This window comes from Nostoc punctiforme PCC 73102 (assembly GCF_000020025.1).
Taxonomy (GTDB): domain Bacteria; phylum Cyanobacteriota; class Cyanobacteriia; order Cyanobacteriales; family Nostocaceae; genus Nostoc; species Nostoc punctiforme.
In genome coordinates this window covers 6,597,086-6,614,317 of the sequence record NC_010628.1, presented here as the reverse complement: position 1 = coordinate 6,614,317, position 17,232 = coordinate 6,597,086, and the positions used below count along the sequence as shown (strand labels likewise).

Here is a 17,232-nt window from a genome sequence, read left to right as displayed (position 1 = left end):
TAAAGTTGCGTTAGCGAACCGTAGGTTATCGCTTGGGTGCGTAAGGCATGACTTTTTGTCCACGGGTGGTAATTGATACTAATATCATAGTCTCTGCGCTGATTTTTGGGGCAGAGTATCTAGGCTTTGTTTAGCTTTCCAGGACGAACCCTTCCCTGTAATTCCTGGATATCATCACTCGTTTGATGTGCCTTTTTTACTTCTGGCTGTGGTCGGTGAGGGGGATTATCTGGTGACGGGCGATCACTATTTACTCAGCCTGAAGGATAATTTTTCCTACCCGATTATCACTGCTGAAGATTTTTTAAATATTATTGATAGTCAATCACCCTAATTTTTCCGGTGACGACATCGTTAATTAGGGTTTTGCGGAGTTCTTTGAGTTTTTCAATTTGGGTGTTGATGGTTTGGATTATTTGGTCAATTTGGGCTGTTTTGGTGTCGAGGTAGTCTGCGATCGCTTTTTGTTCAGACAGGAGAGGAACTGGAGTTAGTGAATCTGCTATTGCCGATTGTCCTAAACCAACACGAGTTATGCCTTTTGCAGATATTACAAAACGAAATCCATAGCTTTTTGATTGAAACAGTCTAAATAAATAAGAACCCAAAAAAACTTTTTCTTTCGTCCTGAGCCGCGCTAAATGATAGCCATAGATAACACCTTTAATTGATTCTGCGGCTAGTGCAGGAATCGCTATATCGTCGCAGGTTTCAGAGTCTTTAGTTATAAAAACATCTCCTTCCTTAATTGTAAATTGTTTTATCTCAGATTTGTTTGCTGTTGCATCCATAAAGTCTAATGATGTGTTTATAAACTCGTTTTTATAAACATCAACATAGTTACACAATTTAATAGGGATCTCATCATCGTGTGATTTTTTATCGACATTACTATTTTGAATATCAGATAAATCCTTAAGTCGCTTAATATCCCAATGCTCAGGTACTTCGCCTATCCACTCAATCCCGCTATCCCTCATTGGCACAGATTTATCAAGCCCGCATGTCACGGTTTCGTTGATGAGAGACTGTTTGAGGTTACCGTATAGGGTTGCTTTCTGGGTGAGGAGGTCAATTTTGCGATCGATCTGTGCGGTTTTGGTGTCGAGATAGTGTGCGATCGTTTCTTGTTCTGTAAAAGGAGGGATAGGTAAATCTAGAGTGACAAATTTTGTGTGTTTAAATCTAGGAGATCGCTCTCTAACACTTTTTCCAAGAGCCAATACAAATCCTGACAATGCCATTTGTCGTAAAAGGAAACCAAAAAATGGAACATAAATTTTATTCTTATCAATAGTTGTATAAACTAGATATTCGGGAGTCGCTTTTCCATCAGAGTCAGAAACTCCGATAGCTCCAGCAAAAGCATCCATAGCATGGAATACTAAATCACCTTTTCTTATCCCTTGATATCCATATTCCTCAATAGCGTTTGTAAATCCAGTCACACGACGATTTTCACGAAGTGTTACTTGTCCATCACGAAAAACTGTGATTATCTTATCTCTGGGCGAAACAGGTCGAGACATCTCTCTGAACAATGATTTTGCTCTATCAATTTTCCAATGTTCAGGAATTTCTAAAAGCCATTCGATATCACATTTTTTATAAGCCTGATAACGTTCAATTTTCATAACCCTAACCCCTCTTCAAGCCCCTTCAACTCCTTCTCAATCGCCGTAATTTCCCCAAGAATCTTTTGAACACTCCTCAATTTCTCAGGTTTATAAAACACCTTATTAAAATTAATCTCTACCCCTACCACATTTTCCAAATACTCAAACGGCTTGGTAATATACTTCGCCATAAACGCCTCAATCGCTTCCTGATTCGCCACCTCATCCCTATGGAAAGGAATAATTTCATAATCCTTCTGATAATCCGGCGTTAATTCCACCGTAATTTCAATTTTTTCTGGCTGAGTTTTCGTCCCTTTCTTAAATGCTGCCTTCACGACAATTTTGCCGCAGCCCAAGGCTTCTTCCTGCTTACCCAAAACTTCTTTAATGAGCGTTTCCCTATCAGCATCAAATCGGTACAAAGCCTTCTCCGTCGTCACCGTTAACGGCTGTTCTTTGTAATCCAAAGAACTAACAAATGGTTTAATATCTTGCTCAAATGCCTCTACCAATGAGCCAAACCGTTGCGAATCGCAATTCGTAATTGTAAATTCTGTTAATGTTCTTTCCCCATTGTCCAACTTCAACGGCGACAGCTTCAGGCTGATTTTGCCTTCCTTTAAGCGACTAGCAAAACTTTTACCCTGCTCATCTACATTCGTGAGCATAATTGCCTGTTTATTAAAATAGAAAAACTCCTTATCAAACACCCGTGCATAGTCATTATCCACAAACCGCGTCAGGGTTTCCACAATCTCCAAGCGGCTGACTTCATCCACCTCTTTGCGCTTCGAGCCTTTACTTTTCTTCAGTGGTTTAAACTTCTCACTGGCATTAATCAACATCACCTTATCCCGACACTGTGGCAATTTATGCTTATTTAAAACCCAGAGATAAGTGTAAATACCCGTGTTAAAAAACTCATCCGTCGGTAACTGAATCACCGCTTCCACAAAGTCCGAATCCAGCATCCATTTGCGAATATTGCTTTCTGCCGAACCCGCATCCCCACTAAACAACGTTGAACCATTATGAACTACAACCCCCATACCATTAGCATTCAACTTCGAGATGAGGTGCTGCATAAACAACAACTGACCATCGGAAATTGACGGCAGGTACTTAAATCGCTGGGTTTTGTCGTTCTCAATATCCTTTTGATAACCATTCCACTTCACCCCGTATGGCGGATTGGCGATTACTACATCAAACTCATCGTTATAAAACTTATCATCCGTGAGCGTATTGCCATGCTCGATTTTTGAATCCACCCGAAACCGACTTTCAATCTTCGCCAGCGCGTATAGCGCATCATTCCAGTCTTGCCCAAAAGTTTGGGTTAGTCGTTTAAATCTCTGATGAATCCGATCTTCTACCCCAAACAACAAGTTACCACCACCACAGGTGCAGTCGTAAATTTTTAACAGCTTATCTGATTCCTCAATTTTAGAAGCAATAATCTCGGCAATCAGCCCGATGACATCATCTGGAGTGTACTGTTCCCCTGCCGTGTCCGCCGAAATATCCGCCCAACGCCGCTTAATATGCTCTTCCAGGGTCGTAATTGCTGAGTTATCAAAAGGTTTAAGGTCAATACTGCTCCATTCCTTTGTATAACCCAACAGCACCTTTTTCGCCTTCAGCTTTGTAATTACCCCTTTAATATCGAGAAACTTCTCACCTTCCGTCGCCTCCACCCCCAACAGGTCTTTTGTTTCCCCATCAAAACCCCGCAGGTACGCTTCAAAGTCCACATCAAAGGACTTATCATTTTTACAGATATCCTTCAGTGTTTGGTTCTTCTCGAAAATATAGACGTTGTAACCCTGCCCCTTATCCTCAATTAGTCCGGTCAAATCTTCCGGTGCAATCTCCGCCAATGCTGCTTCGCCAATCTCCGCCTTTAATTCATCAAACATCCTTACCAAACGGCTTTCAATCATCACTAGCGCAAAAAACGGCATCATATAGGATGGCCATTCCGACTCCTTGATGCCGCAACCCCTTAGCAAATCAGCAGTTGCCCAGATATTTGATTCGTATTGGAGGATATTATTGACAGTCATGTAGCAGTTTTTAGCTCAAGGGTAAAAATAAGTATACCCATTGTGGCAGTGTGATTAGAAAATACACAAGGGATGTAGCATCATGACAGCCAGCTGTATTTACTCAAAATCAAGTTTCAATTGGCACTTTATTGGATAGCCTGCTCAGATGTATAAGGGACTTCCAGAAATTAAATTATTCAATTTTGGGAGCGACTATGATCGTTACATTCTTCCTCCCCTGCTTCTCCTGCTCGCCAAGGGGATGGGATATTTTTTTATTTGGAAGTCCCCAAGCGTCTGAGTTTTATGATGAATCATGAAATGCAGTATGCAACTGCTCAACAATCCTTCCGTGGTTCATTCTCAACCTGAATGCCGTAATTAATGAACATTGCCGGAATGGATATGTTTAGGGCGTTTGCTAGCTTTTCCATAGTTTCTAACGAAGGATTCAACTCACCTCTTTCCAGGTTGGATATGTAAGTACGATGAAGTTCAGCCCGTTCTGCTAGCTGCTCTTGAGAAAGATCCAGTTCACGCCTACGTCGTCTGACCGCTTTGCCAAAGCGCTGTTTAATACTTAGTTCATTTTTTTCGCTCACTGCACAATGTTCAAAAAGTGCAGGGTATAAGTCTACATATTATAAATAACTCTTTGTAGTGTATAAATAACATTAGAGATTGGTACAAAAAATTATTATGCCTGAAATACCCCTTCAAATGCCTCCAGTAGCCTTGCCAGAGGTCGTTCCTAACGATTTACCTCAACAGAAATTTCATCTCGGTGAATGGGTGCGCTGGTTTCAAGTACCCAACGGTGACTATGGTCGCGTTATCGGAGTCATATACACCCAACAAGCCACTTGCATTGCCGCTGGTTTGCATTACTTGGTTTTGTTAGACGAGCGCAGTCCCTCTCGTGAAATTTGCATCTGTGATTTCGCTTTCGAGGACGATATCGAACCCCTGGATAACTCATTCTTGGAAAGGCTTCAGGGCAATCATGTCTGAAGCTCAACAACATCAGCAGTTACTAGAATTGCATAACCAAATGTTCATGTCCCCCCAAGACTTTAGCTATCGTTGGGGATTGAGTTACGAAGAATTAGCAAAAATCTGTGCCATTTCTAAATCGACGGCTTATCACTGGTTGGGTGGACAAGCCAGTCGCCGAGAAGCTGGATTACCTTACCAAAGAATTATGGCTGTAGCTGATTTTCTTTTCACCAACGCCGAAGTAATTAATCCTCTGTTGGAACAGTGGCATAATTCTCAACCACCGAATTAATTCTTCAGTTTTTGCAAATTGACAAAACTTTTGTCCATCACCTTGACCGAGATAAAAAATAGGTAGTAGGGTGCAATTTATCGTCACCAGCCCACCCACTGCTCCATGAACCGCTCCACCGATGACTCCTATTACCTGCCCCCCAGTATTGAATTAACAGAAAACCATGTCCTAATTTATCGCATGGCAATCCCTCTCAAAAATGCCATTAGCTACTTACAACAATTTCCCCAGTCAGAATATGAGGATATTTGCCGGGATGCTTTTGAGTTAGGATTTCTTTGCTTGCAAACTGCTCAAACTCGTCATGGCAATGAATTAATTAAGCAGCAGATGGAATCTTTATTGGTGGAGTTTCAGCAGGCAGTCAAAATAATTGCTGACTCTTTTGGGCAGGAATTAGTGAATCAAGTTGGGACAGATAATGGTCAATTATTAGCGCCACTGCAAGCTCAAATTAATTTGACTTCAGCCATCCTCACTGAAAAACTCAATAGCGTCGGCACTTTGCTTACACACGAAATTGATCCCGCCAGAGAAACTTCTGTTGTTGGCCGCTTTCTAAATTCATTACGTCAACTGTTAGATGCTAAACGCTCTGATTCCATTCAAGGCGCATTTAAAGCAGCATTAATAAATGCCACTAAGGAAAACGGTACTCTGGCAGTGGCAGTAAAAAATGTGGTTTCCGAGTCGGTCAAACCGCTAGCTGAACAAGTGGAAAAACTGACTAGGGAAATTCGAGATCAACAGATAACACAACAAGTACTTGAGCAGACAACTGCAAAAGGCATAACTTATGAGGAGTTAGTCGTTGTCGAGTTGCAAAATTGGTCAAAGTTGAGTGGTGCGGAGGTAGAGCATATTGGTAATGATGGAGACACTGGCGATATTCTGGTAAAGTTTACGAGTAAATCGCTAGCTGCAATTGAATTATCAATTGTGATCGAGCTAAGAAACCGATCCTCAAAGCCTTTTGGTCGCCAAGCAATCACTCAACATTTACAAGAAGCAATGGTGCGGCGTTCTGCAAATTCGGCAATTTTTTTAAGTTATTCGCGTGAGGGATTAGCGCAGGAAATCGGCGACTGGGCAGAGGGAGTTTCTGAGTCGGGTTATTGGATCGCCACAACCCATCCATTTTTAATTATTGCTATCCGCTTTTTGGTAATCCAGCAAAGGTTAAATAAATTGCGTACTTTTGAATCAGAACTGGATGTGACTGCTGTTGAACAACAAATTCAACAAATTCGCACAGCTTTGGGCAGAATCAGAACCATGAAAAAATCCCTGACAGAAGTTGGTAAGAGTATCGCTGTAATTAAAGCTGAGGCGGATGCTATGAGTACAGATATTCAATCAGCCCTAAAATCAATTGAACAAACACTGAGTGTTGCGACTACAGAAGGCTAACTTAGAATAATGTATTAGTGGCAGGGTTAAATAGATAAATCTCTAACAGTTATCTAAATTTTTAAAGATATATCAAAAATATGAAATTTGCTGATTCATTGAGTATTACAAATTTTTGTAATTATCTTAACTATATAAGGGACTTTATTCGTTTACCAGGGCCAACTATATCTTTGACATAATCATACAAATCATTAGAAATATGTTCAGGTTTTTTACTAAACTCTTTTTTCTGAAGTTCTCTAGACAAAGATCGAGATATAATATCTTCCCTAATTCCGCGGAATACATTGCTGATTTCTTTTAAAAGAAAGTTAATTAATCTGACATCATTACACTCTATCCAGAATAATAATAATTCATATTCTTTATGTTCAAATAATTTTAATAAAGATTTTAATAGATTCTCATCCATTAATCTATCTTTAAGGTTATTGGTAAAATCAATATATTCATATTGCCAATTAGTTATTAAATATGCTCCAGGAGAGTTAGGTAATTTATCACGCTGATCAAATGGCAAAAATTTTAGTTTAGAAGTAGTCATATCAAGCGCAGGCAATGTTCGAACCACACCTTCTATTAGAGCTACTACCGAAGGATCTATTGAATGATTGCGGTGATCTTTTAAAGGTATTTGTCCTCGCGCAATTCGTTCTACCAACTCTGATTTTGATATTCCTCTTTCAGCAGCCATTAAATCTAGCTTCTGTATAGCTGTGGGAGTTATGGAGAGGTTAACTCGCGTCTTCAGCTCGTCCTGTAGTTCTGGGACTCCTTTAACTCGTTTGCTTCCTTTTGGCATTAGCCACGCTCACTCTCAGAAAACTTACATATCCTTTGTCTCAATGATAAGAGCTAGCGCACAGTTTACACAGCTAAATACATTGCAAAGAAATTTAAAGTTTTTTTATTTTAGAACATACACATTTTTGTGCAACTTCTGTGCTTAGAATGTACGTATTAACGTGTATGTTCTAAATAGTTCTCACACAGATGCTTCAGCATAAATCCCAAAAAAACCGGAAGGACATTAACAAGCGCCTAAATGAAGGCTGTGGTCAAGGCCGAGGTATTAATTACAAACCAGCAATTTGGATAATAGACTTTCCATCTCAAGGTTTTTCTGTCCAAGGCTTGGGTTGGAAAACTCAAAGAGAACACCACTTGTTTAGCATGAGTGAGTTTCGTTATTTTTATGCGCTCGAATGGTCGCCTATCGTTATCGACATCCGAGAGCAGTTTCCTTTAGAACTCGAAGAAACCTTAGATATTGCTAAACAGTGTGGCTACAAACACCCAGTCAATCCTAATACTGGGGAACCTAACGTGATGACCACAGACTTTGTTGTAACTATTCCAGGAACTACAGGTGTAGGAATTACGGATCAAGCTAGGACAATTAAGCCTTCACGGGAATTACAAAATCCGCGAGTTCTTGAAAAGTTTGAAATTGAACGTCGTTATTGGGAGTCCCATAATACTAGCTGGGGCATAGTTACTGAACAAGATATTCCAGAGGTGTTGGTCAAAAATGTTGAATTTTTACACAACTACTTTTTTATTGAAAACCTTTCACCTCTTTCAAAGCTTGATATTAAACAAATTACAGCCGTACTCGCTAAAGATGTAATTCAGGGAGACGTTTCACTAAGTGATTTAGCAGCTCGGTGCGATGAACGACTTGCCTTGGAAGCAGGCAGTAGCCTTGCAGTTGCCCGTCATCTAATTGCTAATCGGCAATGGCTAATTGATATGAACCAACCACTACAGGCTCAGTTTAGAAAGAAATTGGCACTTTTGGCTACTCCTTCCCTTAAATATGAAATAAATAAGAGCTGCTAAATGAATTTATACGAGAATATGCTGATTGAACTACAGAATGAGTATGGTGATATTTTTACCGTTATCAGATTACTCTGGATTGACCCATCTGGAACAGATATAGTCACAATTGATCTGAATAATTCTAAAGCATTTCCAGTTTTACAGAGGGCCGAAGAAATTGAAACAGCATTAGCTGAATAAAAAGCTTCTATTCTAGATACTGATCCCTATGCATATCTACATCGCCCTGAAGATTTAATTCCTGAAACTCACCGTAATTTTAGAGATAATGCGTGGAACAAAATCGCTTTAATTATTGAAGGTGGATATAAAGCGTTTTTTCCTTATGAGCGAGGTTTATTAGTTAGGCAGGCAATAGAACTGACAGGAAGTAATAAGCCAACAATTTACCAGTTATTACGATCTTACTGGCAAAGAGGACAAAAACTAAATGCACTTCTACCAAACTATGATCATTGTGGCGGAAAAGGTAAAAAACGGAATATCACTAAAAAGCTAGGCGCTCCTAGTAAAAAAACTAAGTTAAAAGGTGAACTTCCTGGTATTAATATAACTGAACAAGTAAGAATAATTATTGTTGAAAGTGCAAAGAAATATCATGAAAAACAGAAATTAACACTCAAAGATGCTCACCAGAAAATGCGCGAAAATTGTTTTTCTGTAAAAATCAAACAAAAAGATGGAAATGAAATCCCTCTTCTTTTACCTCAAGAACAATGTCCTACTCCAAGACAGTTTAACTATTGGTATTACAAAAACCGCGATCTTAAAAAATCACTCATATCTCGTGAAGGTAAGCGTAAGTTTAACCTCAGCTACCGAGAAGTGCTGGGTAATTCAACTGAGATGGCTCCTTTTCCAGGTGCGCTCTGGCAAATTGACTCTACAATAGCTGATATTTACTTAGTTAGTTCTTTGGACAGAAGTCGTATAATTGGGCGACCTGTTCTCTACTTAGTTGTAGATATATTTTCTCGAAGCATTGTAGGATTTAGCGTGGCTCTTGAAGGGCCGAGTTGGTTAGGGGCATCTTTAGCTTTGGAAAATGCAGCGACAGATAAGGTAAAGTTTTGCCAGGAATTTGGTATCACGATTACAACAGAAGATTGGAATTGTAACCATCTTTGTAAATTACTTCAAACCGACCGTGGCAGCGAATACTTAAGCACTAATGCTAGAGAAGCACTCAAAAGTATTGGTATAGAAATCTCACCTACACCGCCATACCGTCCCGACTGGAAGCCTTTTGTAGAAAGGTTGTTCCGCTTAATTAACGATGAGGTCATTCATTTTCAACCAGGAGCAGTGCATAAACCAAAGGAAAGAGGTGAGCGAGATTATAGACTAGATGCTATTTATACCCTCGATGAATTTCGAGCAATTATGATCCGCCTCATCCTTTACTACAATAATTACCATTATTTAAGTGAGTATCCTATGACAAAGCACATGATTGAAGATCATGTGCAACCTGTTCCGTCGGAGTTGTGGGAATGGGGAATCCGTAGTTACGGTCGTCCTCGTCAGGAGACACTTGAGATTATTCGTTTAAATCTTTTACACAGAGCAGATGCTAGCGTTACTCGTTATGGGATTTGTTTCCGAGTAAAAGGCGTTAATTTACATAATCGCCTGCGTTACACCTGTGAGTCTGCTATGAGGGAGCAGTGGTTTATCAGGGCCGGAATGGAAGGAACTTGGAAAGTTCCAGTTGCTTATGATCCTCGAAAGCCTCTGGTGATCTATATACTTCTCGATGCTGGGAAACGTATGGAAGTTTGTGAAATGCTTCCTGTTTCAAAAACCTTTTCAGGGAGCAATTTAGAAGAAATTATGGATCACTTTGTTGAGCAAAATTTCGCACAACAAGATGCTCAACCCAATCAAACACAGGCAAAAGCTTGTTTGAATGCTTATTTAGATAAGCAAAAAACTGATGTAACAGAAAAAACTGAAAAAGCTTGTCAAGGTAAGTCTAAACAGTCTCTTCTTAAAGGAATAAAAAATAATCGAAAAGCTGAAAAAGATTATGAAAAAGATAAAAATGCTCGTGATTTAAGACCTGAAAAGCCTGCTGATCAACTAGAAACAGCCCTTCCAATCCAAGCTAATAATCAGTATCAAGACACTGAGGAAGGCTATATACCTGCACCAGAAGAAACTGAAATGTTAAATGAAGTTATCAAGGCAATGTGGAGAAATGACTGATGATGAAGTGTACAAACCTCCATTTTTAGTATTTACAGGGCAAAAGATTAATGCAATATACTCCGACCCAGAAGTTTCCAAATATCGTGGTAATCCACTTATTGAAGCTTTACCAAAAATTCTGACGAAATTAGAGGCAGCAAAGGGTCTGGCTAAGTTTCCACAGTACAGTGAAGATATGCGTAATCAGCCTGCTCACTTACGCCTTCATTATATCCAAGATACTTTAGAATTTTTTACACCCCTTGGTATTCACATTGATTTAGAACAGAGAATTTCGCGAATTATTAGGTTAGGCTATCAAGCTAGAAATCCTATATTGCCAGAATTTTGGCAAAACACTAAGCGTTCGCTGGATTTAATTGACCCCAATGGATTCGTACCTAGATCCCCACGCTCAACAGCAAAGAGCATGACAATTATTGGCCTTAGTGGTATTGGCAAGAGTACCGGAGTAGAAGAAATATTGTTGCTTTATCCGCAAATTATTAATCACAGCCGTTATCTTAATAAAAACTTGACTTTAAGACAAATAGTCTGGCTAAAACTTGACTGTCCTCATGACGGTTCAATCAAAGGTCTTTGTATCAACTTTTTCCAAGCGGTTGATGACCTATTGGGAACACAATACTACACAAACTATACCAAAGGGCGCCAAACCGTAGATGACATGATTCCTAATATGGCGCGTGTCGCATCAATCCAGTCACTGGGAATGCTTGTAATTGATGAAATCCAAAATCTTAGTTTAGCTAAAAGTGGTGGCTGCCAAAAAATGCTCAACTTTTTTGTACAACTAATTAACACCATTGGGCTGCCAGTTATTTTAGTGGGAACTTATAAAGCTTGGTCTGTTTTAAGTAGTGAGTTTCGCCAGATACGGCGGGGAACAGGTCAAGGAGATTTTGTTTGGGACACAATGAAAGAGGACGAAACTTGGCAAACTTTTGTCAAATCTCTCTGGCGATACCAATATGTACAAATAGCTTCTCCACTGACACCAGAATTAAGCCACACCCTTTATTACGAATGCCAAGGTATTACAGATTTTGCTGCCAAGATTTATATGCTGGCGCAAGTGCGAGCTGTATCGAGTGGTAAAGAGAGAATTACAGCTTCAATCATCAAATCAGTTGCTAAAGATTGTCTTCGTACTGCAACAAAAGTTCTGAATGCCTTGAAAGAGACAGATGCCGACAAAAAACTAAGACTGCTCATGGATTGTGAGGATGTTAAGCCAATTGATCTCGAACCTTTTATAGAAGAAGGAATAGAGCGTTTAGCAAATGAAGATTCATCTAGTGTTATTGGTGAAGATCAATCTGATTCAGAGAGTAGCCCATCAGAGGAAATTAAGCCAACTGAACCCTCACAGGAATTATCCGAGTTAGCAAACTCAAAACTACCAAAAGAAAAAGAGATAAGCTCTAATTCAGTTCCTATTAAGGCTACTCAGAAATCAAGGACACGTAATAAACAGACTGACTCAAAAGATACTTTACCAGAAATAGTTGCTAAAAAAGCTTCAACAGGTGTTTCATGCTATGAAGCTCTCAAGGAAGCAGGTTATATAAAATCTGTTAGTGAGTACCAACTGTAGGATATAACAAAATGCTTGGTTGGTTTCCAGATCCTTATCCAGATGAATTATTTTACAGTGTTTGTGCGCGGTACTCTGAACGGATGAATTACAAGAATAACATGCACGTATTCCAAGACATTTTTGGAGAAAGTTTTTCTTGTATCTATATACATTTAGTTACTAGGTTAGATTATCTGATTACATCTTTACCCGCCGAAAATAATTACACAGCCGATCGCTTAATTGATGAGCATACTTCATTGTCATTTTATAGTGCATTTCATCCACCATACTTAATCAAAATGCTCCGAGATGCAATAAAACAAAATAATCCAGAAGTTACTTTAAATCGTTTTGAAAATTTTATGAGAAATATGAATTATTTACGTTTTTGTCCTCAATGTATATTAGAAGATAAAAGCAATTTGGTGAATGCTATTGGCATCGCATACATCAAGTTCCTGGAGTCGAAGTTTGTCTAATACATAACATTATTCTACAAAAAACTGAGCTAGGAACAGGTCATCACTATTGTGGATTAGTTTCAGCAGAAGAAGCAGTAAAGACCAAGATAAATAATTATTTAGAATTATCAGATGTCAATTTAAAATATTTTATACAATTAGCTCATAATGTTGATTGGCTTCTAAAGTATCCAAATGCCATTTTTTTTGGAGATTCTGTACGTAAAATTTATATAAAACTGTTATACAAAAAATATGGAGAGTTTAATTTTAAAGATAAAAAATCGTTAGCTAAACTTATCAATGATTTTAGAGAATACTACTCTCCTCCATTTCTAAAAATGCTTCAATGTGATTTTGCTAGACATAGTAACTGGCTTATAGACATGTTTATTTTAGATGGCAAAATAAGACATCCTTTACGTCATTTATTGTTGATTATCTTTTTTGAATCTACAGTGGAATATTTTTTTAAGACTTCTTTGAAGTATAAGCCTTTTGGAACAGAATATTGTCCATGCATCAATCGAGGGGGTGAATATTTTCAACAGCTATTAATTAAGGATAAATACCAACATACAGACTATAGTAACAGCACTAAAGCTGTAACTGAATTTTGCTGTATTTGTGATTTTGTCTCTTTCAACAGAGATTTTGATATAATTAATAAGTATCAAGTACCAATAGCAACAAAGAAAATAGAATACGGTTATGCCTGGGAATATGCTTTGAAAATGTTATGGCAAAATCGAGCATTGAATTTTACAGAAATTGCTCAATACCTTGGTGTTAGTGAGGAGACGATTGAGCGCCAGGTAGGTTATTTGAAATTACCTTTGTTAAGGAGAATGCCAAATAAATAGTTTATACAGCACTTTATAAGTAAATAAAGCATATTTTTACCTTTACAATAGAAAAGTTCACGACATCGTAGATGGGTTATTTTGTATTTTATAAACTTGAAATATCCTATACCTAAAATTGTAACTTTTTATAATTATTGAAATAAAAATATATGTTTTTTAAAGGTGCTAATAATATACAAATGGTGTTTAATAATTAACCATTAAAAAGTTTGACGAGATAAGATGAATTTTTATATTTTTTAAAAGGATATGGGCTGTGCTTGGCTTCTTTCCTAATCCTTACCCAAATGAATTGTTATATAGTGTTTGCGCTCGCTTTCAAGAGAGAGTGTATTATCCTAGCCAAATTTCAGTAGTTAGAGATTTATTCCAAACAAAAAATGCGATCGCAACTGTTGATCTACCAAGCAGATTGAACAGATTTGTTGCTGCTTTACCCACCGGACATTCTTACACAGTTGATGATTTCATAGACAATCACACTTTATTACCCTTTTATAGACCTTTCCTGCCACTAGAGCGACTTCAATTAGTTCGGCAGGATATGTGCGGTGATAATGGCTCAAAAATTCATACACGCTTGGGAATTGTTGCTGGATTCATTGAGATGCCTTCTCATTTGCGCTTCTGTCCATTGTGTATGGAAGATGATCAGAAGCAGTTTGGTGAGTGCTACTGGCATCGTCTTCATCAATTACCTGGTGTTGAAGTCTGTTCCAATCATGGAGTTTTTTTAGAGAAAAGTGCTGTATTAACCCACAATCGTAGACGCATATCTGAATTTACTTCTTTAGAACAGGCAACTCAATTAGTATCTCTTCGTCCAGTAGACCCCTTAAATCCTGATCACAAAATTCTGTTGAAAATTGCCACAGATATAGACTGGCTTTTGAATAATTGCCCCTTCGTCCCTGGCTTAGAAGCTTTGTATCAAAAATACCTGTCTTTGGTAAAAACCAATCCAGAGTTAGTCACTTACACAGGTAGGATTCGTGTTCAGGAATTATTGAGGCTCTTCAAAAATCACTACCCTTCCCAAGTGTTAAATTGGCTGCAATGTCCACTTGATGAGCAGATTCGTGATAACTGGCTTGCTCAATTAGTGCGTTTCCCTAAAAGAGTTCACCATCCACTACGGCATCTGCTATTTATTCACTTCTTAGGATACACAGCACAAGAATTTTTTGAATTAAAAGAAGCACCAAAAGCATTCGGTAATGCTCTCTGGCCCTGCCTTAACCCTGTTTGTAAATATTTTAATAAACCGCAGATAAAGGAATGTTTGATTACATATAACCAGGAAAGTCGCAAACCAACTGGTACATTTTTTTGTAGCTGTGGTTTTGTTTACTCTAGAATAGGTGCGGATCAATCACCAGAGGATCAATTTCGATTCTCAAAAATCAAGGTTTATGGTTCTGTTTGGGAAGAATCTTTAAAAGTTTTCTGGGAAGACTCATCACTTACCCTTAAGGAGATTAGTCAATGTCTAGGAGTTCAAGTGAAGACAGTGCTTCGTCAAGCAGATAAACTAAAGCTTACCTTTCCCCGACCTAATACTAAGGCGAGAGCAACTGAGTTATGCCCCTCACTTAAGCCTCGTGTATTTTCATTTATTCAGGCTCCAGATATCCTCGAAAGCTGGCGTAAGCAATGGTTAGAGGCCATTGAAGCCAATCCTGATGCGGGAAGAACACAATTACGAAGTAAAGCCCCAGCAATCTATGGTCAATTATACAAATACGACAAAAATTGGCTTTTGAAGCATCTGCCGCCACCACTAAAAAATAATGGCACTTTAAATGTGGATTGGCATAACCGAGATGTTGAAACGGTGGAAGCAGTAAAGGTTGCTGCACGGCGCTTGAAGCAAGATGCCAGTCGACCAATTTGGATTAGCAGGACAGCGATCGCTAATTTCCTCGATCATCCTGCAAGCGCTTGGGTAAAAAGACATCTAAACAGATTACCTATGACCGCAAAGATTTTAGATGAGTTGGCAGAAACCAGAGAAGAGTTTGCGGTGAGAAGAGTGCAGTGGGCAGCAAATACTTTTCATCAAGAGAATATTACTCCTCAAAAGTGGCAACTAGTTCGTCGTGCAAGCCTACGCAAAGAAACGAGAAAGTTACCTTTGGTCAAGGAAGCGATCGCAGCTGCTTTAGAAGTTTTAAATTCGCTGATATAAATAAAAAAAGGTTATTGATCAAGCTTAAAACCTTATATTTTGTGGTGAGTGAGTGTTCTCCAAGAATAAAAATCAACCTATATCAATTAGTACATACGAACTTGTGACAGTAAAGAACTTTATTGTTTGTGGCTGACATTGTATTGCGGCTAGCATTTTCTTCAGTAAAGAACTTTAACAAAAAATTGGCAACGCAATAACCAGTGTTTCAGGCGCTGCCAGTAAAGAACTTTATTGTATGTGTACAAAACTAAACTGAAGAATAATTAATTGAACTGAGAAGTAAGTGTTCTATCTATATAATTGATGGCTATGAGGGCGATCGCCTGAACCGATCAACTTTGATTGGGAATCAGCGATCACTCATGGCATTCAATAACTTCACAAATTCTCACAAAAATCCGTCTGACCAGGTGCTAGATGATTTTGGTAATACATAGTAACTACGCTTGTATTAAACGGTATAATATTTCACCAGATTTCGGCACAAGTAAGATACCTTCATCCTCACGGTTAGCCCATTCTGTGGGTCTAATGGTAGCTGGATCGCGATAGTTTAAATTATGAGCAGCACAGCGTTCAGCAGAAATACCAGTGGCTAAAGTGACGCGAATCCGCGCTTTTTCCCCTTCTGTAAAATCAAATGTACCCATACCTTTTAAGTGAGTACTATGAGCCAGCACTCCACCGGGATAGGCTTGAAATTTATCCCACTGCTTGAGGAAATAATCCCGCACATGATAGCCAATTTGAGACAGAATTTCACCGTGTGTGTAGCTAAACTCAGTAATGTGAGGGGCATATATAATTACTTCGCCTCCGTCAGCTACTACTGGCTCTAGCTTGTACATTCCTTTCGCGGCTGTCCAAATGTCATCATACATTTCGGGCATTACTGAAAGCACTTGTTTAAAAGACCGATCTACATAAGTAATATGCAGTTTGTCGGATAATTTTGCGGCGGCTTCCCAGGCTGACTCTGGTTTATCTATGTAAAGTCCTGCTAGCTGATTTGTTTTAGGTGCAACCACCATCGCCAAGCAAAGTTTCGGTGTAGAAATTAGGTTAGCGGCTCGGTTAATCAAGCGCCGAACTGGTGTTATTCCCGATGTACCAATGATTTCGTAACTGGTTATTAAAGCGCCCAACCAGTGAGATATATCAATTACTTCCTGACCCCCAATACCGGGAAAAAAGTATTTATTTCCACCAGAGAAACCGACAACTTCGTGGGGAAATACAGGACCGCAAATCATTATTAGATCGTACTGTGTTACAAGCTTGTTAACCCGGACTTCAACGGACTGATGTAGCATTCCTCGGCTAATTTCTGCTATCTCATCTGCCGAAATTACTCCACAGGAAATAAAAGTATCTGGCTCATTCCACAGGTGGTTAAATATGCGAACTTTTTTAAAGGTTGTCTCTCGCTCTTTTGGTGTCACCCCCACTAGGTGATTAATCTGTTCTTCACTCATAGGATTATGTGTACCCAGAGCGATCAAAAAATCTAGAGCCGGAACTCTTTTACCCAACTCCTGATGCAGCAATCGAAATATTTGAGGGATGGGAGCAGTACGAGTGCCATCTGGAATTAATATTAAAATACGCTGTCCATCTAACTGACGGTCTGCCAAAGCTTGATGAACTAGCCCAGAAATTTGCTCGTCGGAAAGTGTTCCGTTATTTACAGCCAGTGAATACATGA

General features: G+C 38.9%; 16 protein-coding genes. 11 read left to right on the top strand and 5 right to left on the bottom strand.

The genetic code is table 11. From position 1 onward, the window contains the following. The first annotated feature begins 187 nt into the window (after nt 1-187). On the top strand, nt 188-334 hold the full coding sequence (locus NPUN_RS42830; RefSeq protein ID WP_202947518.1) for a hypothetical protein: 147 nt from the start codon (nt 188-190) through the stop codon (nt 332-334). Here NPUN_RS42830 and NPUN_RS27065 read toward each other — a convergent pair. From NPUN_RS27065 to NPUN_RS27055, 3 genes are all read right to left on the bottom strand, one after another. Beyond that, the gene (locus NPUN_RS27065; RefSeq protein WP_012411614.1) at nt 312-1,634 is read right to left on the bottom strand and encodes a restriction endonuclease subunit S; all 1,323 of its coding nucleotides are present in this window, start codon (nt 1,632-1,634) and stop codon (nt 312-314) included. The genes NPUN_RS42830 and NPUN_RS27065 overlap by 23 nt on opposite strands. Further along, entirely contained in the window at nt 1,631-3,685 is a 2,055-nt protein-coding gene (locus tag NPUN_RS27060; protein ID WP_012411613.1) for an HsdM family class I SAM-dependent methyltransferase, read from the bottom strand. Before NPUN_RS27060 ends, NPUN_RS27065 begins: the two co-directional genes overlap by 4 nt. 320 nt (nt 3,686-4,005) lie before the next feature. Next, nucleotides 4,006-4,269, bottom strand: a complete 264-nt coding sequence (locus NPUN_RS27055; RefSeq protein ID WP_012411612.1) for a helix-turn-helix domain-containing protein — start codon at nt 4,267-4,269, stop codon at nt 4,006-4,008. Nucleotides 4,270-4,366: 97 nt separating this feature from the next. Between NPUN_RS27055 and NPUN_RS27050 the strand changes: the two genes are divergently transcribed. The 3 genes from NPUN_RS27050 to NPUN_RS27040 all read left to right on the top strand — a co-directional run bounded on the left by NPUN_RS27050 (nt 4,367) and on the right by NPUN_RS27040 (nt 6,368). Then, on the top strand, nt 4,367-4,678 hold the full coding sequence (locus NPUN_RS27050; RefSeq protein WP_041565660.1) for a hypothetical protein: 312 nt from the start codon (nt 4,367-4,369) through the stop codon (nt 4,676-4,678). Continuing rightward, a complete protein-coding gene (locus NPUN_RS27045) occupies nt 4,671-4,955 on the top strand; it encodes a helix-turn-helix domain-containing protein (RefSeq protein WP_012411611.1) in 285 nt (94 codons plus the stop codon). The genes NPUN_RS27050 and NPUN_RS27045 overlap by 8 nt, the downstream gene beginning before the upstream one ends. Before the next feature lie 105 nt (nt 4,956-5,060). Next, nucleotides 5,061-6,368 carry a hypothetical protein gene (locus NPUN_RS27040; RefSeq protein ID WP_012411610.1) on the top strand — a complete coding sequence of 436 codons (1,308 nt, stop codon included), beginning with the start codon at nt 5,061-5,063 and terminating at the stop codon, nt 6,366-6,368. Between the two features lie 130 nt (nt 6,369-6,498). Here the strand turns inward: NPUN_RS27040 and NPUN_RS41030 are convergent, their stop codons facing one another. Then, on the bottom strand, nt 6,499-7,065 hold the full coding sequence (locus tag NPUN_RS41030; protein ID WP_234710988.1) for a hypothetical protein: 567 nt from the start codon (nt 7,063-7,065) through the stop codon (nt 6,499-6,501). 299 nt (nt 7,066-7,364) lie between these two features. Between NPUN_RS41030 and NPUN_RS27030 the strand changes: the two genes are divergently transcribed. The 7 genes from NPUN_RS27030 (at nt 7,365) to NPUN_RS27000 (ending at nt 15,524) form a co-directional block, all read left to right on the top strand. Further along, nucleotides 7,365-8,213: a TnsA endonuclease C-terminal domain-containing protein gene (locus tag NPUN_RS27030; protein WP_012411608.1), complete on the top strand. Its 849-nt coding sequence runs from the start codon at nt 7,365-7,367 to the stop codon at nt 8,211-8,213. Beyond that, nucleotides 8,214-8,396: a hypothetical protein gene (locus NPUN_RS27025; RefSeq protein WP_041565659.1), complete on the top strand. Its 183-nt coding sequence runs from the start codon at nt 8,214-8,216 to the stop codon at nt 8,394-8,396. It begins immediately after the preceding gene. Between the two features lie 459 nt (nt 8,397-8,855). Next, a complete protein-coding gene (locus NPUN_RS27020) occupies nt 8,856-10,424 on the top strand; it encodes a Mu transposase C-terminal domain-containing protein (RefSeq protein WP_041565658.1) in 1,569 nt (522 codons plus the stop codon). Then, entirely contained in the window at nt 10,417-12,024 is a 1,608-nt protein-coding gene (locus tag NPUN_RS27015; protein ID WP_041565657.1) for an ATP-binding protein, read from the top strand. Before NPUN_RS27020 ends, NPUN_RS27015 begins: the two co-directional genes overlap by 8 nt. A gap of 11 nt (nt 12,025-12,035) precedes the next feature. After that, nucleotides 12,036-12,488: a TniQ family protein gene (locus NPUN_RS27010; protein ID WP_041565656.1), complete on the top strand. Its 453-nt coding sequence runs from the start codon at nt 12,036-12,038 to the stop codon at nt 12,486-12,488. Further along, on the top strand, nt 12,455-13,333 hold the full coding sequence (locus NPUN_RS39475; RefSeq protein WP_083782439.1) for a TnsD family Tn7-like transposition protein: 879 nt from the start codon (nt 12,455-12,457) through the stop codon (nt 13,331-13,333). The genes NPUN_RS27010 and NPUN_RS39475 overlap by 34 nt, the downstream gene beginning before the upstream one ends. 259 nt (nt 13,334-13,592) lie before the next feature. Then, a complete protein-coding gene (locus NPUN_RS27000; RefSeq protein WP_012411606.1) occupies nt 13,593-15,524 on the top strand; it encodes a TnsD family Tn7-like transposition protein in 1,932 nt (643 codons plus the stop codon). 443 nt (nt 15,525-15,967) lie between these two features. Here NPUN_RS27000 and NPUN_RS26995 read toward each other — a convergent pair whose 3' ends face one another. Then, nucleotides 15,968-17,230 (bottom strand): lactate racemase domain-containing protein, encoded by a 1,263-nt coding sequence (locus tag NPUN_RS26995; protein WP_012411605.1) that lies wholly within the window; start codon nt 17,228-17,230, stop codon nt 15,968-15,970. Nucleotides 17,231-17,232: the final 2 nt, after the last annotated feature.

Bases quoted from the DNA above. Each gene is read 5' to 3' on its own strand.
- NPUN_RS27025 (WP_041565659.1), top strand. From the start codon at position 8,214: ATGAATTTATACGAGAATATGCTGATTGAACTACAGAATGAGTATGGT.
- NPUN_RS41030 (WP_234710988.1), bottom strand. From the start codon at position 7,065: ATGGCTGCTGAAAGAGGAATATCAAAATCAGAGTTGGTAGAACGAATT.
- NPUN_RS27040 (WP_012411610.1), top strand. From the start codon at position 5,061: ATGAACCGCTCCACCGATGACTCCTATTACCTGCCCCCCAGTATTGAA.
- NPUN_RS27045 (WP_012411611.1), top strand. From the start codon at position 4,671: ATGTCTGAAGCTCAACAACATCAGCAGTTACTAGAATTGCATAACCAA.
- NPUN_RS27015 (WP_041565657.1), top strand. From the start codon at position 10,417: ATGACTGATGATGAAGTGTACAAACCTCCATTTTTAGTATTTACAGGG.
- NPUN_RS27010 (WP_041565656.1), top strand. From the start codon at position 12,036: ATGCTTGGTTGGTTTCCAGATCCTTATCCAGATGAATTATTTTACAGT.
- NPUN_RS27060 (WP_012411613.1), bottom strand. From the start codon at position 3,685: ATGACTGTCAATAATATCCTCCAATACGAATCAAATATCTGGGCAACT.
- NPUN_RS26995 (WP_012411605.1), bottom strand. From the start codon at position 17,230: ATGTATTCACTGGCTGTAAATAACGGAACACTTTCCGACGAGCAAATT.
- NPUN_RS27030 (WP_012411608.1), top strand. From the start codon at position 7,365: ATGCTTCAGCATAAATCCCAAAAAAACCGGAAGGACATTAACAAGCGC.
- NPUN_RS27020 (WP_041565658.1), top strand. From the start codon at position 8,856: ATGCGCGAAAATTGTTTTTCTGTAAAAATCAAACAAAAAGATGGAAAT.
- NPUN_RS27065 (WP_012411614.1), bottom strand. From the start codon at position 1,634: ATGAAAATTGAACGTTATCAGGCTTATAAAAAATGTGATATCGAATGG.
- NPUN_RS27050 (WP_041565660.1), top strand. From the start codon at position 4,367: ATGCCTGAAATACCCCTTCAAATGCCTCCAGTAGCCTTGCCAGAGGTC.